Origin of the sequence: Flavobacterium sp. S87F.05.LMB.W.Kidney.N, assembly GCF_004366435.1 — a bacterium.
GTDB lineage: Bacteria > Bacteroidota > Bacteroidia > Flavobacteriales > Flavobacteriaceae > Flavobacterium.
This window is the reverse complement of sequence record NZ_SODX01000003.1, coordinates 132,854-150,220: the sequence shown is the minus strand read 5'-3', so window position 1 is coordinate 150,220 and position 17,367 is coordinate 132,854. Positions and strand designations below refer to the sequence as shown.

The window sequence follows — 17,367 nt, the reverse complement described above, 5'->3', positions numbered from 1 at the left end:
TTGCAAAATTTAAATTTCTTATATCACCTAAAAAAACTATTTTTGGTTTCTGTTAAAAAACATTGAAATGCATAAAAATCAGTATTTAATATTCTCTATCCTATCTATATTTTTCTTTTCGACGATTTCTCAAGCGCAGGAAAACACAATGCACCCAAAAAATGAATTTAGAGGTGTTTGGATCGCAACCGTTGTAAATATCGATTGGCCAAAGGCAAGTATAGATAACGTAGAAAAAGAAAAAGCTGATTATCTTGAAATTTTAGAGGCTTACAAAAAACTGAACTACAATGCTGTAATTGTTCAGGTTAGAAGTGTTGGTGATGCTATTTATCCTTCAGAACTGGCGCCGTGGTCTCGTTTTTTAACAGGAAAAGAAGGTCTTGCTCCAAACCCTTATTATGATGCATTAGCATGGATGATCGAGCAGGCTCACGCTAGAGGATTTGAATTTCACGCTTGGTTAAATCCATACCGTGCGACTTTCGATTTAAATAAAAATCTTTTAAGTCCAGGACATGATGTTTTTAAGCACCCAGAATGGATGATCGAATATGGCGGAAAATATTATTACGATCCTGCTTTGCCAGAAGTTCAAGAACATTTGACTAAAGTGGTAAAAGAAGTTGTTGATAAATATGATATTGACGCGATTCATTTTGATGATTATTTTTATCCGTATGCCGTTCCTGGAAAAGTTTTTAACGACACGGCTTCTTATAAAAAATACGGCGCAGGTTTAAGCCTTGCCGATTGGCGCCGCGCAAATGTGAGCAACTTTGTACATACCATTTCAACTACTATAAAAGCCAGCAAACCTTGGGTTCAATTCGGAATTAGTCCGTTTGGGGTTTGGCGAAATAAATCGCAGGATCCAAGAGGCTCGGAGACACAATCAACATCAAATTACGACGATTTATATGCTGATCCGCTTTTGTGGATGGATCAAAAATGGATCGATTATATCCTGCCTCAATTGTATTGGAGTATGAATAATCCGAGAGCATCTTATTCAAAATTAGTAAAATGGTGGGCAGAAAATTCTAATAACACTGCCGTTTACATCGGACATGCATCATACAAAATTAGAGCTGACGGAGACAAAAACTGGAATTTTATGAACGAAATTCCAACGCAGATTGACTTTGCGAGAAGTTTCAAAAATGTTTCGGGAAGTGCCTATTTTAGTTCAAAATGGTTCATTAATAAGAATTTTGATGTCGTTCGTCATTTAGAAGAAAATCAATATAAATATCCAGCACTTCCTGCTGCTGTTCCTAATTTACGACATGTAATTATTGACACACCAAGAGCAATTGAATACAACAAAGACAGTATTCGTTATACTTTTACCTTCAAAAGTCCGCTGAATACCAAAGTTCGTTATATGGTAGTTTACGGAAGCGACCACGTTTCGAAAATCGATATTAATGATGCCACAAAAATTATCGAAAAAGTAACCGTAAAAGAAGTTGATGGAACAATTACTTTCTCAATTGCTGCCGGAAAACTAAATCTTTTCAAAGCATGTGCAGTCACTTTTATTGATTATTACGCTAACGAAAGTACACCAACAGCAATAGATCTAAAAAAACCATTTAAAAACTATATACCAGCTCAGCCAAATGAAAATAGATAATAAACCGTGGTTTTGGATTCCGCTTCTTAATTTTGCTTCTGGATTACCATACGCCATAATTATTTCGGTTTCGGTAATTATGTACAAAAATCTGGGAATTTCAAATGAAGACATTGGAGTTTACACCAGTTTATTATATCTTCCTTGGGTAATAAAACCACTTTGGAGTCCGCTAATTGAATTAGTTGGAACCAAAAGAAAATGGTTTTTAGCAATGCAGTTATTAATTTCAATCGCATTTTTACTGGTCGGATTTATAATTCCGCTCAACGGCTTTTTCATAATGTCATTGTCTATATTTTGGGTAGCTGCTTTTGCTTCTGCCTCAAACGATATTGCGAGCGACGGCTTTTATCTATTAGTTTTACCAGAAGACAAACAATCGTTTTTTATCGGAATCAGAAGTACTTTTTACAGACTTTCTATGCTCGCAGGAAATGGTTTGGTTGTATTATTTGCTGGATATTTGGAGCACAAATACGGCGACAATACAAAAGCTTGGTCCTATACTATGATTGCAGTTGGTTTACTAATGACATTTATAACTGTTTATAATTTCATCTTTACTCCAAAAAACGAAATTAATACAACTCAAAATAAGGAAACTCATAACCATCAAAACTTTGCAACTGTATTTACCAGCTTCTTCAAGAAAAAACAAATCGGATTGATCTTAGCTTTTATTTTGGTTTTCAGATTGGGAGAATCACAATTGCTTAAAATGTTAAGCCCCTTTTTATTGGATGGTAAAGAATTAGGCGGAATGGGATTGGATACTGAAGCTGTTGGAATAATTTACGGAACCTTTGGCGTTGGCGCTTTGACTTTAGGAGGAATTCTGGGAGGAATCGCAATCTCAAAACAAGGTCTTACGAAATGGATGCTTCCCATGTTTTTAGCAATGCATTTACCAATAATTGGATTTATTTTATTAGCATTTTTTCACCCATCATCTATTTATTATATTTATGCCGTTGTTATTGTAGAGCAATTTGGTTACGGTTTCGGATTTACAGCTTTCATGATGTTTTTGATTAATGTTGCCGAAGGAGAATCAAAAACCGCACACTATGCAATTGCAACTGGTTTTATGGCATTAGGAATGATGCTTCCAGGAATGTTAAGCGGTTTTATACAACAATATTTAGGCTATCAAAACTTCTTTATTTGGGTTTTCATTGCCACAATTCCAGGTCTTATTTTATCACGTTTTTTAATTTTCCCGAAAGATTTTGGGAAGAAAACAGAAGAAGTTTAATCCCAAATCAAACTTTTATATATGGAAATCAATGAAAATTTGCAGGCCGAACGCAATCTGAAAGGAGCTGAGTTCGAAAAAACCGGAGATCTTGACAAAGCAATTGAGTTGTATGAACAAAATGCTGCAGAAGGTTTTAAAGGAAATCACCCGTACGATCGATTAGCAACAATCTACAAAAACCAAAATGATCTGGAAAATGAAATTCGAGTTTTAGAAAAAGCCATTATCGTTTACGAAGAAATTACCATTGAAGACCGACTTGAAGGACTGCCAAAGCTTTTCCGTTTTAAAAATAGATTGGAAAAAGCTCTTGAAACCCAAAAACAATTGGCTAAACAAAAGAAAGCGAAATTGAAATAAAATTACTTTTTTACACAAAATCATGATTACCTTAAAACGAACAAACTCAGACGATATTGATTTTATAAATCTGGTTGTTTTATTAGATCAGGATTTAGCGATTAGAGACGGAGAAGATCATGCGTTTTACAATCAGTTTAATAAAACCGATAAAATAAAACATACGATTGTTTATTACGAAAACGGAATTCCTGTTGGCTGTGGCGCTTTTCGAGAAAAAGAACCAGGAACAACAGAAATCAAAAGAATGTACGTTCGTCCTGATCACAGAAAAAAAGGAATTGCATCTGCTGTTTTAGCAGCATTAGAAATCTGGGCAAAAGAAGTTGGTTACACTTACACCATTCTCGAAACTGGCAAAAATCAGCCGGAAGCTATTAACTTATATCAAAAATTAAATTACAGCATAATTCCAAATTATCCTCCTTATGAAAAGATGGATAACAGCGTCTGTATGAAAAAGACTTTATAATAATGAAAATGACAGCTCAAGCATTACGACAAAAAGTGGGACAATTCTTTTTTCCTGCTGTTTTTATCAACGACACAGAAGAAAACATTCAGGAAACCGAACGCCTTATTAAAGAACACAATATTGGCGGATTAACCTTTTTTCACAGTCGTGCAAGCGCTGCAACAAACTATGAAAGTAAAAAGAAAGTTGTATTTAACGATGACAGTTACGAAAAAATTAAAGCCTTAATTGTTCGTTACCAAAAAGCGGCTTCTACCCCGCTTTTAATCAGTATTGATGCAGAATGGGGATTGGCAATGCGAATTGAAAAAACACCTCAATATCCGTATGCCATTACGCTTGGTGCATTGCCTGAAAATAAATCAAATTTAATTTACGAAGTTGGAAAACAAATTGGTTTAGATTTAAAAGCTGCTGGAATTCAATATAATTTATCGCCTTTGGCAGACATCAATAATAATCCAAATAATCCTGTTATTGGTTATCGTTCTTTTGGTGAAAACAAAGAAAAAGTAGCCAATTTTGCAGTTGAATATTTAAAGGGAATGTCAGAAGTTGGCGTTCTAGGTTGCCTTAAACATTTTCCTGGACACGGAAACACCAATGTTGATTCGCATTTAGGACTTCCGGTTTTAAAAGAAACCTTGGAAGAATTATTAGAAAACGAATTGTATCCATTCATTAAGGGAATTGAAAATAATGTTGATTCGATTATGATTGGTCATTTGGCGGTTCCGAGTTTAAATGATGGAAAAGACACATCTGCAACATTATCAAAAGCTGTTATTCAAGATCTTTTGCGTGATAAATTAGGCTATGACGGTTTGGTAATTTCTGATGCTTTAAATATGCACAGCGTTTCAAAATTATATGAAACAAAAGGACATTTAGAATGGGAAGCTTTTAACGCTGGAAATGATGTTTTATGCTTCGCGGAAAATGTTCCTGAAGGAATTGAAGAAATTCTAAAAAATGCTTCACCAGAAAGAATCGAAGAAAGCTTCAACCGAATCATGAAAGCAAAAGAAAAAGCTGGAATTCTTTCTGAAAATACTTTTACTGCTGGTGAGTTAAATTTCGAAAGTGCATCAAAATTAAATCTTGAAATTGCAGGAAACTCAATTACAAAAATTATAGATAATTCAAATACAGAATTAGCATTTGACGCACAGAAAAACAATCAATTAGCGAAATTAAGTTTATATAAAAATAATGAAAATACTTTTTTCAAAACTTTAAATTCAAAATTACCTTCACCAGAATTTGCTTTTGAAAATTTAGAAGTTTCTGATATTTCATCAATCAAAAAAGAACTTGAAAATTTCGAAACGATTATTATTTCATTATTTGTTCCAAAGGCAAAACCTATGAATAATTTTGAAATTGACGATGAAGTTTTAGCGCTGCTTTCAGATTTGCTTCAAACCAAAAAATGTATCGTTTATGTTTTCGGAAATCCCTACGTTTTGCCCATAATTCCGAATCTAAAAAAGGCTTCAGGGCTGATTCAGGCGTATCAGGATTTTAACGAATTTCAAAAAACAGCAGGAAATCAATTTTTAGAAAATATTCCTTGCAATGGGACTCTTCCTGTAAATATTGATATCCAATAACTTACAGTTCTTAATAATCAAATACTATCAACTTATAAATATTAATAATCACATCTTATTGTAAGTACCTGTACTTATGCCCTACTTTTGCACCAGAAATAAATTTTTAACGTAAAACGAAAAATATGTCTTTAGTAGGAAAAAAATTCCCAAGTATTGCAGTAGATGCTATCTCAGAAATGGGTGACAATTTAAAAATCAACATTTTTGAAGAAGCAGTAAACAACAATAAAAAAGTACTTTTATTTTGGTACCCAAAAGATTTTACTTTTGTATGTCCAACTGAATTACACGCCTTTCAAGCTGCATTACCAGAATTTGAGCAAAGAAATACTATCGTAATTGGTGCTTCTTGTGACACAAATGAAGTTCACTTTGCTTGGTTAAATACTCCAAAAAACAATGGTGGAATCGAAGGTGTTACTTACCCAATTTTAGCTGATACAAACCGTAACTTAGCTAACATTTTAGGTATTCTTGATATCGAATCTACAAGCTACAGCGAAGATACTGATTCAGTTATCATCGAAGGTTCAAACGTAACTTACAGAGCTACTTACCTTATTGACGAAACTGGAAAAATCTTCCACGAAAGTGTAAACGATATGCCATTAGGACGTAACGTAAACGAATACTTAAGAATGGTTGACGCTTACACACACATTCAAACTAAAGGTGAAGTTTGCCCTGCAAACTGGGAAGCTGGTAAAGAAGCTATGTCTGCAGACAGAGTTAGTACTGCTGAATACTTAAGCGCTAATTAAGCTGCTAAGATACTAAGGTTCTAAGATGCTAAGTTTTTTAACTTAACTTTTGAATCTTAAATACAATTCTACAATAAAAGTCAAGAGATTCTAAGATTAAACTTAGATCTTAGAATCTCAACGACTTAAAAAAAATCAAATAAATCCACACAAAGTTATTCGGTTCGAGAGCAAACTTAGCCTCTTAGAACCTTAGCAACTTAGTGTCTTAAAATAAAAAACTATGTTAATCGACTTAAACGAAGATACGTTAGCAGATTTAGTTGCTAAAAACGAAAAAGTAGTAGTACAATATTCAGCTTCATGGTGTGGAAATTGCCGTATTATGAAACCAAAATTCAAAAAATTAGCAACAGAAAATGAAGCTATCACTTTTGTTTTGGTTGATGCAGAAAACTCTCCAGAATCAAGAAAATTAGCTAATGTGAGCAACCTGCCTACATTTGCAACTTTCGTAAACGGACAATTAGTTGGCGAAACTCAAACCAACAAACAAGAAGTTTTAATCGATTTAGTTAACGCAATTGCTTAAATTTAGATTAGTTAGACTGGCTTAGATTTTTAGACTTCTTAGAAGTTGTCTACAAACTTTAAAAAAGTCTAAGGAGTCTAAGAATGTCTAAAAATCTAAGAAGTCTAAAATTATGAAATTACCCGTAATAAAGCATTTAACGCAATTTATCGAAGAAAACGATCAAGATTATATTATCGAAACGATCGAAGTTTTGGAAGCGATGACTGAAATTCCTTCTCTTAAAGATGAAGAATTAGACGTGATTGGTGAATTGATTTCGAATATGTACGGTGCCCTTGAAGTACAAAAATTGGTTGCTCAAGGAACAGATAAAAAAGAAGCTCTAAATACGTTCATGAAACGTGTTTTAGGTTCTATCGATAAATAAATCGGCCTCTATATCACAAAAAAAAAAAAACATGACTGAGAAAGCGTTTCTATTTTAGAGACGCTTTTTTTTGGTTGTGTCAAATGGCACGCGGATGACACGGATTCACTTCGTAAAGTCACGGATCTAAACGAATTTTGTTGTTTCCTACTTAATAGTAAAAAGAAAAAAATCCGCTTAGATCCGCATTTTTGCGTAAGCAAATCCGTGTCATCGGGGTTCAATCTATGAGAAAAGCCAGATAAAAATTCACCTCCTTAATCTCTCCTTAAACCCCTAACAAATACTTTTAGATTCAAATATTAATCCTTACTTTTGAGCCTCATTAATTTTAAACAAAAATCATGGCATCTATCACATTAGGAGGAAATCCAGTTCATACATCAGGCGAGTTACCAGCAGTTGGATCACAATTAGCTGACTTCAAATTAGTTCAAAATGACTTATCTGTTGCTTCATTAAGTAACTTCGCTGGCAAAAAATTAGTTTTAAACATTTTTCCAAGTGTTGACACAGGAACTTGTGCTGCATCTGTTAGAAAATTCAACGAAAGTGCAAGCGGATTAGACAACACTACTGTTTTATGTATTTCTAGAGATTTACCTTTCGCTCAAAAACGTTTTTGTGGTGCTGAAGGTTTAGAAAATGTTGTAAACTTATCTGATTTTAAAACTGGTGATTTTGGAAAAGCAAATGGTTTAGAAATCGTTGACGGACCTTTAGCTGGTTTACATTCAAGAGCAATTATTGTTGTTGATGCTGATGGAAAAATCGTTCACACAGAACAAGTTGCTGAAATTGCAAACGAACCTAATTACGAAGCAGCTTTAGCAGCACTATAATATTTTCCCTTAAATGGAGTTTCAAAAAGATAATACTTTTGTTACAGGTCGATTAAAGAGCGTAACTTATGCTTTTAAAGGAGCTGTAAAATTGATTAAAACAGAACACAGCGTTATGGTTCAATTCTCATTGGGAATTATTATGACCATTGCGGGGTTCTATTTTCATATTTCACAAACCGAATGGCTTTGTCAAACAATGGCAATTGGTTTGGTTTTAAGTGTTGAAGGATTAAATACGGCAGTTGAAAAAATTGCCGATTTTATTCATCCCGATTACAGTAAAAGGATCGGTTTTATCAAAGATATTGCTGCAGGGGCAGTATTTTTTGCTGCAATGACTGCAATAGCAATAGGCTTGATTATTTATATTCCAAAATTTATTTAGGCAAAGGGAAACGCAAGAATGGCAAAAACTAGCAAAAAAGAAACTGTAGATAAAAAAAACGACAAACAGGAAGGAAATAAAAGATCTTTTAAGATATCTAAACAACAAAAATTTGTTTTAGGATGTCTTTTGGTTCTTTTTTCTATTGCACTATTAGTGGCATTTATTTCTTTTTATGTTAATGGACAATGGCAGAATGATCAAAGTGTTGTAGACCAGCTTGGCGACCGTACAGAAGTTGCTGAGAACTGGCTCGGAAAATTTGGAGCTTTTTTAGCAGATTTGATTATTTACAAAGGTTTTGGAATCGCCTCTTTCATTCTTGTACGTTTATTTTTCCTTACTGGAATGTTTTTAGCATTAGAACTTTCTACCCAAAAACTAAAAAATACTTGGTTTTGGGATATTTTTGCTATCATAGTTGTTTCTATTTTATTTGGTTTCTTTGCTACTTCTGCACCAGAATTAGGCGGTACAATTGGTTACGAACTAAATTTATTCCTGCAAGATTATATCGGAAAAACTGGCACTTTGCTTACACTGCTTTTTGGGTTAATTGTATATTTGATTTTCAAAATCAAATTATCTCCAGAAAAAATTCAATCGTATTTTGATTCTACTAAAAAAGAATTCAAATCAGAATTAGATGCTTTAAAACCTGCTGTTCAACAGCCAGAAAGCGCTTATAATTTAGAAGAATTTGCCGTTGAAGAACCAGAAAAAGATCCTGATTTAGATGATATTCATATCAAAACTGTCGATTCTCAATTTGAAATCAACAAAGAAGCATTAAAACCAACTATTTCTCATTCTTCAGAAATTGAATTGAATCCGATTTTAAAACCAATTACTCCAAAACAGGAATTACCGCTGGTTTCTCCTGATGAAGCGTTTGTAATTGAAAAAGCGGAAGAAGAAGATATTATTGAAGAAAACTTAGCTTCTCGCCTAGTTGCCGATTTTGGATTATTTGACCCAACTTTGGATTTATCCAATTACAAATTCCCAACCATCGATTTATTAAAAGAATATTCGACTGGCGGAATTACAATTAATCAAGAGGAATTAGAAGAAAATAAAAACAAAATTGTAGATACACTTCGTAATTACAAAATTGAAATTGCGCAGATTAAAGCAACCGTTGGACCATCGGTAACTTTATACGAAATTGTACCTGAAGCAGGAATTAGAATTTCTAAAATTAAGAGTTTAGAAGATGACATTGCCTTATCATTATCTGCATTAGGAATTCGTATTATTGCGCCAATTCCAGGAAAAGGAACGATTGGTATTGAGGTTCCAAACAAGAATCCAACTATGGTTTCTATGAAAAGTGTTATTGGAGCAGCGAAGTTCCAAGAAGCTGAAATGGAACTGCCAATTGCTTTAGGAAAAACCATTTCGAATGAAACTTTTGTTGTCGATTTAGCCAAAATGCCTCACTTATTGATGGCTGGAGCAACGGGACAAGGAAAATCTGTTGGATTAAATGCGGTTTTAACTTCATTATTATACAAAAAACATCCTGCAGAGGTAAAATTTGTTTTGGTCGATCCGAAAAAAGTAGAGCTTACTCTTTTCAATAAAATAGAAAGACATTATCTAGCCAAACTTCCAGACACAGAAGATGCTATCATTACAGATAATGCAAAAGTTGTAAATACTTTAAATTCACTTTGTGTGGAAATGGACAATCGTTATTCTTTACTAAAAGATGCGATGGTTCGTAATATTAAAGAGTACAACGAAAAATTCAAATCCAGAAAATTGAATCCAGAAGCTGGCCACCGATTTTTACCTTATATCGTTCTGGTTGTCGATGAGTTCGCCGATTTGATTATGACAGCTGGAAAAGAAGTCGAAATTCCTATTGCCCGTTTAGCACAATTAGCCCGTGCGATCGGAATTCACTTAATTATTGCAACACAAAGACCATCTGTAAACGTTATTACAGGTTTAATTAAAGCCAATTTCCCAGCGAGAATTGCTTTTAGGGTAACTTCTAAAATTGACTCGCGAACAATTCTTGATACCCAAGGAGCCGATCAGTTAATTGGACGTGGAGATTTATTATATACCAATGGAAATGATGTAGTACGTGTACAATGTGCCTTTATAGATACTCCAGAAGTTGAAAAAATTACAGATTTTATTGGAGGCCAGAAAGCGTATGCTACAGCTTATTTGCTTCCAGAGTTTGTTGGAGAAGAAAGTGGCATTAATCTTGATATAGATATTTCTGAAAGAGATACTTTATTTAGAGAAGCGGCAGAGATTATTGTCAATGCGCAGCAAGGTTCAGCTTCTTTATTGCAGCGAAAATTAAAATTAGGATACAACAGAGCCGGTCGTTTGATCGATCAACTGGAAGCAGCAGGAATCGTTGGTCCGTTCGAAGGCAGTAAAGCACGCAGTGTAAACATCTTAGATTTAAATGCTCTTGATCAATTTTTTAACAATGAACAAAATTAATCCAATCATGAAAGCAAAAATTCAAGAAATCAACAACAATTCTATCACAAACATGACCAAAAGATGTTTTCAAATGGCAGCTATATTGCTTTTGAGCTTCACTTCTGTTCAGGCTCAAGATAAAAAAGCTAAAGATTTATTGAACGAAGTAACTTCTAAAATAAAAAGCTACAATAATATTGTTATTGATTTTAAATACTCTTTGAACAATGCCAAAGAAAATATCAATCAAGACAGTAAAGGAAATGTTACCATGAAAGGCAACCAATATGTATTAAATTTCATGGGGGTTACTAAAATTTTTGACGGACAAAAAACATACACTATTGTTCCTGAAGACGAAGAAGTTACAGTTTCTAAAGTGAACGAGAAAGATGATAATGCTATCACTCCTTCAAAAATGCTTACTTTCTTTAATTCTGGTTATAAATACAATATGGATATTGTACAAAACGTAAAAGGAAGAAAAATTCAATACATTAAACTAGTACCAACTACTGGAAAAGACCAAAGAAAAGAAATTCTTTTAGGTATTGATGTTCAGACAAAACACATCTATAATTTGATTGAAACTGGAAAAAACGGAACAAAAACAACTTTAACCGTTAATTCTTTTAAAACCAATCAGCCTTTATCAAAAAATCAATTTACCTTTGTAGCGAGTAAATATCCGAAATACTACATCAATAAATTAGATTAATCAGAAGGTTGAAAATTCTAGACAAATACTTATTAAAAACATTCTTACTTACATTTACTACGGTATTTGTAATCTTATTTTTCATATTCATACTTCAAACAGTATGGCTATTTATATCAGAACTAGCAGGTAAAGATCTCGACTTAATATTGGTTGTGAAATTCCTGCTTTTTTCTATGCCTCGTATTATACCTCTGGTTTTACCCTTATCGGTTTTATTGGCCTCTATTATGACTTTCGGAAACTTAGCCGAAAACTATGAGTTTGCCGCAATGAAATCGTCAGGGATTTCGCTGCAGAGAGCGATGCGAGTCTTAATTATTTTTATTTTCGTTTTAAGTATTGTTGCATTTTGGTTTGCTAACAATGTTATTCCTTACGCTGAATATAAATTTGTCAACTTTAGAAAAAATATAGCACAAGCTAAACCTGCAATGGCGATTGCTGAGGGTCAGTTTAACGATGTTGGCTTCTATAATATCAAGGTCAATAAAAAAACAGGCGAAAACGGAAATCATCTTACAGGAGTAACCATTCATGAAAAGCCTAATAATATGGGCGAAAACAAAACAGTTATAAAATCTAAAACTGGCGAACTGGTAAGCAGCGAGCAGTCTAGTATTTTAAAACTGATTTTAAATGATGGTTATTATTATCAAGATGTCACTCCAAAAAAATACGAAGATCGCGCTAAACTTCCTTTTATAAAAGGAAAGTTCAAAAAACAGATCATCAACATAGATTTATCGGAATTAAACAAAGTGGATGACAGCAAGGAAAGTATCGCTGGTACAAATGCAATGTTGAATGTTAATGAATTACGATACACATTAGATTCATTAAACAAAAACTTAGACAACGAAATTATTTCTTTTTCAGAGAATATTAATCAGCGTGTCGGAATTAGAAAAGCTCCTCCAGTAACAGTAAAAAAAGATTTTAAGAAAAAACAACTTCCTAACGATCTTATGTCAATGTATTCTAACAAAGACCAAGTAGACATTTTAAAAATGGCTGCAAGCACTGTTACAAGTAATATTTATTCAATAGAAACTACTCAAAAAGATTTAAAGGACAAACAACGTGAAATCAACAAACATTTAAGTGCTTTTTACGAAAAGTTTGTTATTGCCTTTGCCTGTTTTTTAATGTTTTTTATTGGAGCTCCCCTCGGTGCTATTATTAGAAAAGGCGGACTTGGGCTTCCAATTGTTTTTGCCGTTTTAATCTTTATTACTTTTCACTTTATCAATACTTTCGGAAAAAGATTATCACAAGAGGGCGGTATGACTCCTTTTATGGGATCATGGATGTCGTCGTTTATTTTATTGCCGTTAGCAGTTCTTTTGACTTATAGAGCAACAAACGACAACGGATTAATTAATTTTGATGCGATTACAACTCCAATTTCACAACTATTTCAGAAAATTTCTGAGCGGTTCTCACCTGCTCAAAAGCAACAATAATTATGTCAACAACAAAAATACAACTGAATACCATTGAAGAAGCTATAGAAGATATTCGTCAAGGTAAAGTAATCATTGTAGTCGATGATGAAGATCGTGAAAATGAAGGTGATTTTTTAGCAGCAGCTGAAAAAATAACACCTGAAATGATCAATTTTATGGCTACCCACGGACGCGGTTTAATCTGTACACCATTGACAGAAAGCCGTTGTAAAGAACTAGACCTTCGCGCCATGGTTACTAACAATACAGATCATATGGAAACTGCTTTTACAGTTTCTGTTGATTTAAAAGGAAATGGAGTTACAACTGGAATTTCGGCTGCCGACCGTTCAAAAACAGTTGAAGCTTTGGTTGATCCTAATACAAAACCACACGATTTAGCTCGTCCTGGTCATATTTTTCCTTTGATCGCTAAACAAGGCGGTGTTTTAAGAAGAACAGGCCATACCGAAGCTGCAATTGATTTTGCTCGACTAGCAGGTTTTAAACCAGCTGGTGTAATCTGTGAAATCTTAAACGAAGACGGAACAATGTCTCGTTTACCTGAATTGATAAAAGTGGCGCAGAAATTTAATTTGAAATTAGTTTCGATTGAAGATTTGGTTGCTTACAGAATGCAGCACGATAGTTTGATCGTTAAAAAAGAAGATTTTGATATCGAAACTCGTTTTGGAACTTTTCGTTTGAGAGCTTACGAGCAGACTACCAATAAACAAATTCATATTGCATTAACAAAAGGAACGTGGAGTTCTGGAGAACCTATATTAACTAGAATCCACTCTTCTCAGGTAAATAATGATTTATTAGGAACATTGACTAATAATGCAGAACAGCAGTTAGACGACATGTTTAAAGTGATTAATGAAAACGGAAAAGGTGCTGTTATATTTATCAATCAAGATATGACCGCCGTAAATCTTTTAAACAGAATTTCAGAACTTAAATCCCTCCAATCGCAAGGAACATTAAAAGCTCCAAAAGTTATTATTGACAGCAAAGACTATGGAATTGGTGCTCAAATCCTTCATGATATTGATATTTCTAAAATTAGATTAGTTTCGAATACAGAGCAAACAAAACGTGTTGGTATGATTGGTTACGGACTTGAAATTACAGAATACGTTAATTACTAATATGGGGACAATAGAAGAAAGAATTCAGAAATCTGAGACACGTATATTCAAAGCCGTTTTTCCAAGCACAACTAACCATTATGATACTTTATTTGGAGGAACTGCACTTCATTTAATGGATGAAGTTGCTTTCATTTGCGCAACACGCTTTAGCCGTAAAAAAGTTGTTACAATATCTACAGGACAAATTGACTTTAAAAAAGCAATTCCGGCCGGTACTTTAATCGAATTAGTTGCAAAAGTAGACAGCGTTGGAAGAACCAGCTGTAAAATCCATGTTGATATTTTTATGGAACAAATGTATTCTGAGCTTCGCGAAACGGTAGTTTCGGGAACTTTTTCTTTTGTTGCAGTTGATGAGAACAAAAAACCGACCCCGATTTTGGACGATTTGGATTAATTTACAAAAAAATCGTGTTTCGGAAATACTGATAATTAGATACTTGAAAATTATATTAAAAAAACTCAGAAAAAAGTTTTTATAATCGGAAAAGCGCACTATATTTGCACTCGCAATCACGAAATGATAGCGACATATTGGAGAAATGGCAGAGCGGTCGAATGCGGCAGTCTTGAAAACTGTTGACTGTAACAGGTCCGGGGGTTCGAATCCCTCTTTCTCCGCTGAAAGCTTAAAATGAGACTTTTCAAAGTTTACAAAAAAGGCTAAAATTCACGGAAAACCCTGCAAATCAAACGATTTGCAGGGTTTCTTCTTTTATACCGCTTTTCAATATTTACAAAAACAAACAAAATCTTCGTGGCGCATTCATGGCACAGGCTAAGATTTTAAAATTGTGCCACAAAATTTCATCTTAAGTCCCGATATCAAAGGGGTTAAGCACGTTTACATCTTGTTTAAATAAGGTTATAATTCTACATTTACTAATCTAATAAGTTGAATTATGCTAGAGAACAGCTTTGGGTTAATTTTCTTTTTGAAAGTACCCCGCCATGCAAGTAACATTAGAACCGTTTATTTTAGGATTACAGTAGACGGTATCCCAAAAGAAGCATCTACCAGACGCCAGTGGGACATTGAACGCTGGAACAAAAGAACAGAGAGAGCAATAGGCACAAAAGAAGATGCAAAATCCTTGAATTTTTTCTTGGACTCACTTACCACAAAAATCCATGACATCAAAACAGAGATCCTCTACAGTGGAAAACCAATAACCTCTCAGAAAATAATGGATCATGTCATGGAAAGAAATTCTCCAAGGGTAAAAGTTCTTGAAGAATTTCAAAAACATAATGATGAATTGGAGGCACTGGTTGGCAATGGCTATACTGGTGCAACCCTGGAGAGGTTTAACATAACCAAAAATCATGTGTCCACATTTATAAAATTCAAGTATAATGCTGATGATTTTGAATTTGCCGATTTAGATCTTGAATTCGTAAAAGATTTTGAGTTTTACCTTCGATCTGTCCGCAAATGCAGCAATAATACATCCCTTAAATACATTGCCAACTTCAAAAAAATTGTAATACGAGCAATTGATAAAGAAATTATCGAAAAAGATCCATTCAAGAGCTTTAAAGGCAAAAAAACGAAAATTGTAAAAAAGCCTATCTCTGCAAAAGAATTAGCAGAACTGGAAGCACATCAATTTTCGATAGAAAGGCTCAATATAGTCCGCGATATATTTGTATTCCAATGCTACACGGGACTTGCATACATTGATGCCTATCAGCTCACAAGTGCTGATATAAAAGACGGAGTAGATGGAAAACCGTGGATTATCTCTGAAAGACAGAAAACGAACTCCACAGCAAAAATTCCACTTCTTCCGCACGCTGTCAAAATTCTTGAAAAATATAAAAATCATCCTGTCTGCATTAAACGAGGTACTCTACTGCCAGTTTATTCTAATCAGAAAATGAATGGCTATCTTAAAGAAATTGCCGTATTATGCGGGTTTCCATTCCCACTTAACACCCATATGGCACGCCGCACATTTGGAAGCACGGTAACATTGAACAATAATGTACCTATTAACGTAGTAAAAGAACTGCTTGGACACTCATCCGTAAAGCAGACAGAAGCGTATGCCATAACAGAACAAGCAACTATAGGAAGAGAAATGTCTCTACTAAATCAAAAACTCAATCCGCAGACAACTCAGATTTCTACAGAAGATTTAACCACGCTTGAAAAACTTGAAAAAGAAATTCAATTAATTAAAAATAAATATAAAAATGCATCACTTTAACATTAAAATGAGACGTAAACAATACACCAATTTGTAAGAATTATCAATTTTAAACTTATCCTTACATCAGCATCTTTAACATGTTGAAAAGATACCTCAAGGGTTCCAGTCCTGCTCTCCCCACGGAAAGGCCGAAAAGCCGTAAAACTTAAAGTTTTCAATCTTTTCAAAAAGCCTTAAAAAATGTCTTAAAGCCAGTAAATCCGATGATTTACTGGCTTTTTTGCTTTATGGGCTGTTTTCAATATTTATAAATGCTCACAAAATTAAAGGTGCAGAATCGGTGCACTTTCCGGCTGGAAGTGATACCTTTTTTGCCACAAAAAGTTAAGGCGGTTATTAAATATGTTTCACCAGTCTAAGTTTTGTGGTAGAATCCTGGCGCATGGAGTTTTTGAAAACTACAAGCTCAGCAAAATCAAGGTCTAAGAAGTTTAGGTTCGAAACTTTTAGAGGACGATATTTGGCATAATAAAATATTCAAATGGATCAACTAGATTCTGGGTGCAGAATCGGTGCAATTTTTTTACAAGGCAACGCAAAACACTATACAACTGTCACTTATAGACCTAGGTTCGAAACATTACTACAATAAAATGTTATAAAAATCATTAATCTGAGTTTTGTGGCAAAATCGTGGCACTTGTGATTTTAGGAAATGATAAACATAGGAAAATCAAGGCTTTCCGGCTTTAGGTTCGAAACTGTATACGGCAAAGAAAAACCCCTAAGTTACTTTTATATATTTTAGTTCATTTAAGGCAATATTAAAGCATAAAAGATGAGCATTTACTGCTCATCTTTAAATTGTTTTTCAATAATAATTATTCTATTTCAGTACGTCACAAATCTAAATTTCCATAATACTAACTTTTAAACACTACCACTCCCCATGATATCTTGTAGATTATCAAATCTCAACGCAATAAATAAACTATTAAAAATAAACTAACAGCCGAAAATAATGCATATGTCCTGTAAAAACCTATACCGTATTTAGGAACCCTTTCCTTTAGCTCTATTTTTTTCGCTGCTTTTAATCTATTGTACCAGACAAAATTGAAAACGAATATACTAACTGTTGTAACAATCAAATATTTATAATCAGTAATTCTAAAATCGACGAATTTAAA

General features: G+C 33.8%; 16 protein-coding genes and 1 tRNA gene. All 17 read left to right on the top strand.

What is annotated here, in order from left to right; translation table 11 throughout:
• Window positions 1-67 precede the first annotated feature (67 nt).
• The 17 genes from EDB96_RS09910 (at window position 68) to EDB96_RS09830 (ending at window position 16,234) form a co-directional block, all read left to right on the top strand.
• Entirely contained in the window at window positions 68-1,639 is a 1,572-nt protein-coding gene (locus tag EDB96_RS09910) for a glycoside hydrolase family 10 protein (protein WP_134140544.1), read from the top strand.
• Window positions 1,626-2,897: an MFS transporter gene (locus EDB96_RS09905; RefSeq protein ID WP_134140543.1), complete on the top strand. Its 1,272-nt coding sequence runs from the start codon at window positions 1,626-1,628 to the stop codon at window positions 2,895-2,897. The genes EDB96_RS09910 and EDB96_RS09905 overlap by 14 nt, the downstream gene beginning before the upstream one ends.
• A 21-nt stretch (window positions 2,898-2,918) precedes the next feature.
• On the top strand, window positions 2,919-3,260 hold the full coding sequence (locus tag EDB96_RS09900) for a hypothetical protein (RefSeq protein WP_134140541.1): 342 nt from the start codon (window positions 2,919-2,921) through the stop codon (window positions 3,258-3,260).
• A gap of 22 nt (window positions 3,261-3,282) precedes the next feature.
• Window positions 3,283-3,732, top strand: a complete 450-nt coding sequence (locus EDB96_RS09895; RefSeq protein ID WP_057119322.1) for a GNAT family N-acetyltransferase — start codon at window positions 3,283-3,285, stop codon at window positions 3,730-3,732.
• A gap of 2 nt (window positions 3,733-3,734) precedes the next feature.
• Window positions 3,735-5,348, top strand: coding sequence for a glycoside hydrolase family 3 protein (locus EDB96_RS09890; protein WP_134140540.1), 1,614 nt, complete (start codon window positions 3,735-3,737; stop codon window positions 5,346-5,348).
• A 125-nt stretch (window positions 5,349-5,473) separates the two neighbouring features.
• On the top strand, window positions 5,474-6,112 hold the full coding sequence (locus tag EDB96_RS09885; protein ID WP_057119327.1) for a peroxiredoxin: 639 nt from the start codon (window positions 5,474-5,476) through the stop codon (window positions 6,110-6,112).
• Window positions 6,113-6,335: 223 nt separating this feature from the next.
• Entirely contained in the window at window positions 6,336-6,644 is a 309-nt protein-coding gene (locus tag EDB96_RS09880; protein ID WP_007805605.1) for a thioredoxin family protein, read from the top strand.
• Between the two features lie 112 nt (window positions 6,645-6,756).
• Window positions 6,757-7,014, top strand: a complete 258-nt coding sequence (locus EDB96_RS09875; protein ID WP_008462029.1) for a DUF6952 family protein — start codon at window positions 6,757-6,759, stop codon at window positions 7,012-7,014.
• Between the two features lie 344 nt (window positions 7,015-7,358).
• Window positions 7,359-7,856 (top strand): thiol peroxidase, encoded by a 498-nt coding sequence (tpx, locus tag EDB96_RS09870; RefSeq protein WP_134140539.1) that lies wholly within the window; start codon window positions 7,359-7,361, stop codon window positions 7,854-7,856.
• A gap of 13 nt (window positions 7,857-7,869) precedes the next feature.
• Window positions 7,870-8,244 (top strand): diacylglycerol kinase, encoded by a 375-nt coding sequence (locus EDB96_RS09865; RefSeq protein ID WP_095955157.1) that lies wholly within the window; start codon window positions 7,870-7,872, stop codon window positions 8,242-8,244.
• A gap of 18 nt (window positions 8,245-8,262) precedes the next feature.
• Entirely contained in the window at window positions 8,263-10,716 is a 2,454-nt protein-coding gene (locus EDB96_RS09860) for an FtsK/SpoIIIE family DNA translocase (RefSeq protein WP_057119334.1), read from the top strand.
• Window positions 10,717-10,723: 7 nt separating this feature from the next.
• The gene (locus EDB96_RS09855) at window positions 10,724-11,416 is read left to right on the top strand and encodes a LolA family protein (protein WP_243839330.1); all 693 of its coding nucleotides are present in this window, start codon (window positions 10,724-10,726) and stop codon (window positions 11,414-11,416) included.
• A gap of 8 nt (window positions 11,417-11,424) precedes the next feature.
• A complete protein-coding gene (locus EDB96_RS09850) occupies window positions 11,425-12,882 on the top strand; it encodes an LptF/LptG family permease (RefSeq protein WP_134140536.1) in 1,458 nt (485 codons plus the stop codon).
• Window positions 12,883-12,884: 2 nt separating this feature from the next.
• The gene (gene ribB / locus EDB96_RS09845; protein WP_057119336.1) at window positions 12,885-14,018 is read left to right on the top strand and encodes a 3,4-dihydroxy-2-butanone-4-phosphate synthase; all 1,134 of its coding nucleotides are present in this window, start codon (window positions 12,885-12,887) and stop codon (window positions 14,016-14,018) included.
• Between the two features lies 1 nt (window position 14,019).
• Entirely contained in the window at window positions 14,020-14,418 is a 399-nt protein-coding gene (locus EDB96_RS09840; protein WP_057119338.1) for an acyl-CoA thioesterase, read from the top strand.
• Window positions 14,419-14,557: 139 nt separating this feature from the next.
• A tRNA-Ser gene (locus EDB96_RS09835) sits at window positions 14,558-14,642 on the top strand.
• A 281-nt stretch (window positions 14,643-14,923) separates the two neighbouring features.
• Window positions 14,924-16,234 carry a site-specific integrase gene (locus EDB96_RS09830; RefSeq protein ID WP_134140534.1) on the top strand — a complete coding sequence of 437 codons (1,311 nt, stop codon included), beginning with the start codon at window positions 14,924-14,926 and terminating at the stop codon, window positions 16,232-16,234.
• The last annotated feature ends 1,133 nt before the right edge of the window (window positions 16,235-17,367 follow it).

Coding starts and splice junctions, on each gene's coding strand:
- EDB96_RS09910 (WP_134140544.1), top strand. CDS start 68: ATGCATAAAAATCAGTATTTAATATTCTCTATCCTATCTATATTTTTC.
- EDB96_RS09905 (WP_134140543.1), top strand. CDS start 1,626: ATGAAAATAGATAATAAACCGTGGTTTTGGATTCCGCTTCTTAATTTT.
- EDB96_RS09900 (WP_134140541.1), top strand. CDS start 2,919: ATGGAAATCAATGAAAATTTGCAGGCCGAACGCAATCTGAAAGGAGCT.
- EDB96_RS09895 (WP_057119322.1), top strand. CDS start 3,283: ATGATTACCTTAAAACGAACAAACTCAGACGATATTGATTTTATAAAT.
- EDB96_RS09890 (WP_134140540.1), top strand. CDS start 3,735: ATGAAAATGACAGCTCAAGCATTACGACAAAAAGTGGGACAATTCTTT.
- EDB96_RS09885 (WP_057119327.1), top strand. CDS start 5,474: ATGTCTTTAGTAGGAAAAAAATTCCCAAGTATTGCAGTAGATGCTATC.
- EDB96_RS09880 (WP_007805605.1), top strand. CDS start 6,336: ATGTTAATCGACTTAAACGAAGATACGTTAGCAGATTTAGTTGCTAAA.
- EDB96_RS09875 (WP_008462029.1), top strand. CDS start 6,757: ATGAAATTACCCGTAATAAAGCATTTAACGCAATTTATCGAAGAAAAC.
- tpx (WP_134140539.1), top strand. CDS start 7,359: ATGGCATCTATCACATTAGGAGGAAATCCAGTTCATACATCAGGCGAG.
- EDB96_RS09865 (WP_095955157.1), top strand. CDS start 7,870: ATGGAGTTTCAAAAAGATAATACTTTTGTTACAGGTCGATTAAAGAGC.
- EDB96_RS09860 (WP_057119334.1), top strand. CDS start 8,263: ATGGCAAAAACTAGCAAAAAAGAAACTGTAGATAAAAAAAACGACAAA.
- EDB96_RS09855 (WP_243839330.1), top strand. CDS start 10,724: ATGAAAGCAAAAATTCAAGAAATCAACAACAATTCTATCACAAACATG.
- ribB (WP_057119336.1), top strand. CDS start 12,885: ATGTCAACAACAAAAATACAACTGAATACCATTGAAGAAGCTATAGAA.
- EDB96_RS09840 (WP_057119338.1), top strand. CDS start 14,020: ATGGGGACAATAGAAGAAAGAATTCAGAAATCTGAGACACGTATATTC.
- EDB96_RS09830 (WP_134140534.1), top strand. CDS start 14,924: ATGCTAGAGAACAGCTTTGGGTTAATTTTCTTTTTGAAAGTACCCCGC.